3 tRNA genes and 2 rRNA genes are annotated in these 5,626 nt (G+C 44.9%); all 5 read left to right on the plus strand.

Features of this window, described 5'->3' with window-relative positions:
* The first annotated feature begins 30 nt into the window (after window positions 1–30).
* The 5 genes from ACFILH_RS01575 (at window position 31) to ACFILH_RS01595 (ending at window position 4,058) form a co-directional block, all read left to right on the plus strand.
* Window positions 31–107, plus strand: a tRNA-Ile gene (locus ACFILH_RS01575).
* Window positions 108–359: 252 nt separating this feature from the next.
* Window positions 360–435, plus strand: a tRNA-Ala gene (locus ACFILH_RS01580).
* A 442-nt stretch (window positions 436–877) separates the two neighbouring features.
* Window positions 878–3,692 (plus strand): 23S ribosomal RNA (locus tag ACFILH_RS01585).
* Between the two features lie 66 nt (window positions 3,693–3,758).
* Window positions 3,759–3,873, plus strand: a 5S ribosomal RNA gene (gene rrf, locus ACFILH_RS01590).
* A gap of 108 nt (window positions 3,874–3,981) precedes the next feature.
* Window positions 3,982–4,058 (plus strand) — tRNA-Met (locus tag ACFILH_RS01595).
* Window positions 4,059–5,626 lie beyond the last annotated feature (1,568 nt).

The raw sequence follows: 5,626 nt of genomic DNA on the forward strand, positions 1-5,626 counted from the left end.
GCCGGGGAAGGTTTTCCGGTTTATCCCGGAGGGCTTGTAGCTCAGTTGGTTAGAGCGCGCGCTTGATAAGCGTGAGGTCGGAGGTTCAAGTCCTCCCAGGCCCACCAATTTATGCTCGTTTTTTGCTTATCCAAGAGTATGAAGCTTTAGTGTATTAAAGACTTTTCGATCTTTGTTTATTTTTAAGGATTTTATTTTATCATCCAAAGATTATTTGTTAAATTTATCCTATTAAGCTTTCAAAGAGGCTTTTAAAATCCCTTAGTGGTACAGGTAAATTTAAATGATACAAATCAAAATAGTACAGGTAATTCAAGTTGATAAATCTGGTTAAGGTTGATTTGAAAGAGCATTATTTAGGGGCCGTAGCTCAGCTGGGAGAGCACCTGCTTTGCAAGCAGGGGGTCGTCGGTTCGATCCCGTCCGGCTCCACCATTAGGTCATCATCATGTTGTAAGAACAGTCTTTGTAAAAGGTCCAGTGATCTTTTGCTTGTTCTATTGAAATTGTGAAGAGAAGATATATTCAGACATGTTCCTTTTTTAAGGTTCCTTCTGAGGCACAAGTTTTTAGCTTAAGAAAAATACTTTCTTGGGAAAATGCTTGTTGTCAAAAAAAGGTTTTTGAAAACAGATCTTTAAAAAAGATCCTGAAAGAAAAGCCTTTCTTCCGAAGAGGAAATCTTAATTTAAAAAGAGATACATTGTGTCGCAAGGGAATGCTCAAAGCCCTTGCTTATGATTGGAAGCTTAACCGCGCCATTGAATATATCTCGAGAAGCTGGTCTTTTCTGCTGATATTTGGTTTGTTTTGCGCTTTATTTTGCACAAGATAAAGAGAAGCAGACAAACCGTGAATGAATATTGGCAATGAGAACGATCAAGTGTCTTAAGGGCATTTGGTGGATGCCTTGGCATGCACAGGCGATGAAGGACGTGATACGCTGCGATAAGCTACGGGGAGGTGCGAATACCCTTTGATCCGTAGATTTCCGAATGGGGCAACCCACCTTTGGTGGCTAGAAAAATTAAGCTGTTTTTGCAAAAAGACAGTTTAGTTTTCTAGTCATCTAATAAAGGTATCTACACCTGAATAAAATAGGGTGTAAGAAGCAAACGCAGGGAACTGAAACATCTAAGTACCTGTAGGAAAGGACATCAAACGAGACTCCGTTAGTAGTGGCGAGCGAACGCGGACCAGGCCAGTGGCTTGAATTAAGAAAAGTAGAAACGACTGGAAAGTCGTACCAAAGTGGGTGATAGTCCCGTATACGTAAATCTGATTTAAGTCCTAGAGTAGGGCGGGACACGTGAAATCCTGTCTGAACATGGGTCGACCACGATCCAAGCCTAAGTACTCGTGCATGACCGATAGCGCACCAGTACCGTGAGGGAAAGGTGAAAAGTACCCCGACAAGGGGAGTGAAATAGTACCTGAAACCGAATGCCTACAAACAGTCGGAGCCCAAGATTCGTTCTGGGTGACGGCGTACCTTTTGTATAATGGGTCAGCGACTTAGTCTAACGAGCAAGCTTAAGCCGGTAGGTGTAGGCGTAGCGAAAGCGAGTCTGAATAGGGCGTTCAGTTCGTTGGATTAGACCCGAAACCGAGTGATCTAGCCATGAGCAGGCTGAAGGTAAGGTAACACTTACTGAAGGGCCGAACCCGTATCTGTTGCAATAGATTGGGATGACTTGTGGCTAGGGGTGAAAGGCCAATCAAACTCGGAAATAGCTGGTTCTCCGCGAAATCTATTTAGGTAGAGCGTTAGTCGAATTCTCCAGGGGGTAGAGCACTGGATGGGCTAGGGGTCCTCACCGGATTACCAAACCTAACCAAACTCCGAATACCTGGAAGAACTAACTAGCAGACACACGGCGGGTGCTAACGTCCGTCGTGGAGAGGGAAACAACCCTGACCACCATCTAAGGTCCCCAAGTTATGGCTAAGTGGGAAAGGATGTGAGGATCCCAAAACAACCAGGATGTTGGCTTAGAAGCAGCCACCATTTAAAGAAAGCGTAACAGCTCACTGGTCTAAATAAGGGTCCCTGCGCCGAAAATGTAACGGGGCTAAAGCCATACACCGAAGATGTGGATTTACTCCTTATGGAGTAAGTGGTAGCGGAGCGTTCCGTAAGCCTGTGAAGGGAGACTCGTGAGAGCTCCTGGAGGTATCGGAAGTGAGAATGCTGACATGAGTAACGATAAAGGGAGTGAGAGACTCCCTCGCCGAAAGTCCAAGGGTTCCTGCTTAAAGTTAATCTGAGCAGGGTGAGTCGGCCCCTAAGGCGAGGCCGAAAGGCGTAGTCGATGGGAACCACGTTAATATTCGTGGACCTGTGGGTAGTGACGGATTGCGTATATTGTAAGATCTTATTGGATTGATCTTGCAGTGAAGCAGTTCCAGGAAATAGCTCCCACATATAGACCGTACCCCAAACCGACACAGGTGGACTGGTAGAGAATACTAAGGCGCTTGAGAGAACTACGTTGAAGGAACTCGGCAAATTGCACGCGTAACTTCGGAAGAAGCGTGACCCTTTAGCGGGCAACCGTTAGAGGGTGGCACAGACCAGGGGGTAGCGACTGTTTACCAAAAACACAGGGCTCTGCGAAGTCGCAAGACGACGTATAGGGTCTGACGCCTGCCCGGTGCTGGAAGGTTAAGAGGAGATGTGCAAGCATTGAATTGAAGCCCCAGTAAACGGCGGCCGTAACTATAACGGTCCTAAGGTAGCGAAATTCCTTGTCGGGTAAGTTCCGACCTGCACGAATGGCGTAACGACTTCCCCGCTGTCTCCAACGTAGACTCAGTGAAATTGAATTCCCCGTGAAGATGCGGGGTTCCTGCGGTTAGACGGAAAGACCCCGTGCACCTTTACTATAGCTTTACACTGGCATTTGTGTCTGTATGTGTAGGATAGGTGGTAGACTTTGAAGCAGGGGCGCTAGCCTTTGTGGAGTCATCCTTGAAATACCACCCTTACCGATATGGATGTCTAACCGCAGTTCGTTATCCGGATTCGGGACCGTGTATGGTGGGTAGTTTGACTGGGGCGGTCGCCTCCTAAAGAGTAACGGAGGCGCGCGATGGTAGGCTCAGAACGGTCGGAAATCGTTTGTTGAGTGCAATGGCATAAGCCTGCCTGACTGTGAGACTGACAAGTCGAGCAGAGTCGAAAGACGGTCATAGTGATCCGGTGGTCCCGTGTGGAAGGGCCATCGCTCAACGGATAAAAGGTACGCCGGGGATAACAGGCTGATGACCCCCAAGAGTCCATATCGACGGGGTTGTTTGGCACCTCGATGTCGACTCATCGCATCCTGGGGCTGGAGCAGGTCCCAAGGGTATGGCTGTTCGCCATTTAAAGCGGTACGTGAGTTGGGTTCAGAACGTCGTGAGACAGTTCGGTCCCTATCTGCCGTGGGTGTAGGAATATTGACAGGATCTGTCCCTAGTACGAGAGGACCGGGATGGACGTATCTCTGGTGGACCTGTTGTGGCGCCAGCCGCATAGCAGGGTAGCTATATACGGAAGGGATAACCGCTGAAGGCATCTAAGCGGGAAACCCACCTGAAAACGAGTATTCCCTGAGAACCGTGGTAGACCACCACGTTGATAGGTCAGGTGTGGAAGTGTGGTAACACATGAAGCTTACTGATACTAATCGTTCGATCGACTTGATCGTTCTCATTTCCCATATTCATTCAAAAATATAAAATTCCAGCTTCTCATCATTCATGCTTTTTGCTGACTTGGTGGTTATGGCGGAGTGAACGCACCCGATCCCATCCCGAACTCGGCCGTGAAACGCTCCAGCGCTGATGGTACTTTGTCTTAAGGCACGGGAGAGTAAGTCGCCGCCAGGTCTGCTAAAGGCATGATAGATAACAATTCAAAAATAAAAATATAACGATAAATATCAATGCTCAATACTCAGAGTAGACAATAAAAAAATCTTGTCTTAAAATATATGACGCGGGGTGGAGCAGCCCGGTAGCTCGTCAGGCTCATAACCTGAAGGCCGCAGGTTCAAATCCTGCCCCCGCAACCAATGTTCCAAAACTAATATTCCATAAAAATCAAATGACCTCTAAACATGACAATACGCACATAATATCGCGTGAAAATATAATAATGCACGTAATGCAAAATGTTATAGAATAAGTCTTTATTCAAACTTTCCCCTCTACTAGGAAAAGTCAGTAATTTACCTACATAAGTTCCCCTTCCTGCTACACTTTTCTCATAGAAGCTTTATCAAAACAGTAAAAAACCTAGTGGCCCTTAAACGCACCAAGACCTAGGAGCGGCTTTGGAGCTGGATCGGATGTCTTCTCATCCCGTAAAAGAATGCAATAGGACTAATAAGGGGTATGCCGCTAATGAAGCAGTGGTAGGCAGAGGCAGGTAGAGAATGCTTTCTTCTCTCTAAAACAATAAATCTAAAAGCTCTTCTTAGTACTGGAAAACAAAAATATCATCAATCTCTGAAAATAAAAGCAGAAAAAAACAGGTGTAGCGTCTAAGCGCATGGGAATGCAATGCTCATCACTCGAAACTCTTCTCGCGTACAAAAAACCAAATAAGAAGGGGCATGCTACTAATCATCATGCACCTCTGGAAGCAAAATGGGTAGGGGAAGAACGTATAGGTACGTAATGCCACGCACTTAAAGGGCGCGCAAGGACTAAATCTAAACTCAGATTCTCTTGGATTTTAATATCATCCCTCCCTTTGTTCTATGTGTACCTGTATATCTTCATCCTCAAAACAATCTGCAACTTTTTGTAACAAAAAAACTGTACACAATTCCTTGAACATCTACACTATCTATATCACTAAATACTAAGGCGGATTTTTACCTAGCAAGCTTTTTGGGGTAGCAAGCCTATGCCTATGATCATTGTGATGATGCAAACCTTTTGCAAATAGTGTTTTAAGAGGGTAAAGTATTATGTTGATAGCAGAAAGCCTGTAAAGAGAAAATGGCTATGGTATGTAAGAATAGTGCTGTTTTTTATACGGAGCTGTCTTATTATAAAATTAAGTAGGGTAGGGGAAGAACGTATAGGTATGTAATTTACGCGCATAAAGGCTTTGTAGGAATTAAATCTAAGCTCAGATTTTCTCTCTTTACGGAGTTAAGACTTGTGTTTTTATCATAATGACTAGCTTCTCCATCATAATATTTCTGCACGAGAGCTTTCCAAAAATAGTACACCAGCTAGTTTGTTCTTAAAAAAATAATCAAGGCAATACTTTTGCACCATCCTCATTCGCCATCCTTAAGGGCGCCTTTTGCATTTACAGAAATTGCCACTGACTTTAGAAGCGGAGCCTAGAAACGCGGGGAAGAGGAGAACTATAGGGTGGTGTGATTACTCATTCTGTCATGCTATAGAAATATTTGGTTTTGTAGGGTAGAAGCAGCAGTCCCCCCCTTTAATGCCTAAAAAGCATTTAAAATGGCACAAGAAAATGCTGGTAGTCGTGATATGGTTTTTATTATGGCTGATCCATGAGCTCTAAAATATAAATTGAGAGAGAATGGGCGGCATTAAAAGTTAAACGCGCATGGCGAGGCTTGAGATTGATTAGTTCAAAATCCTTTTTTGAGCG

Origin of the sequence: Bartonella sp. CL435QHHD, assembly GCF_042195095.1 — a bacterium.
Taxonomy (GTDB): domain Bacteria; phylum Pseudomonadota; class Alphaproteobacteria; order Rhizobiales; family Rhizobiaceae; genus Bartonella.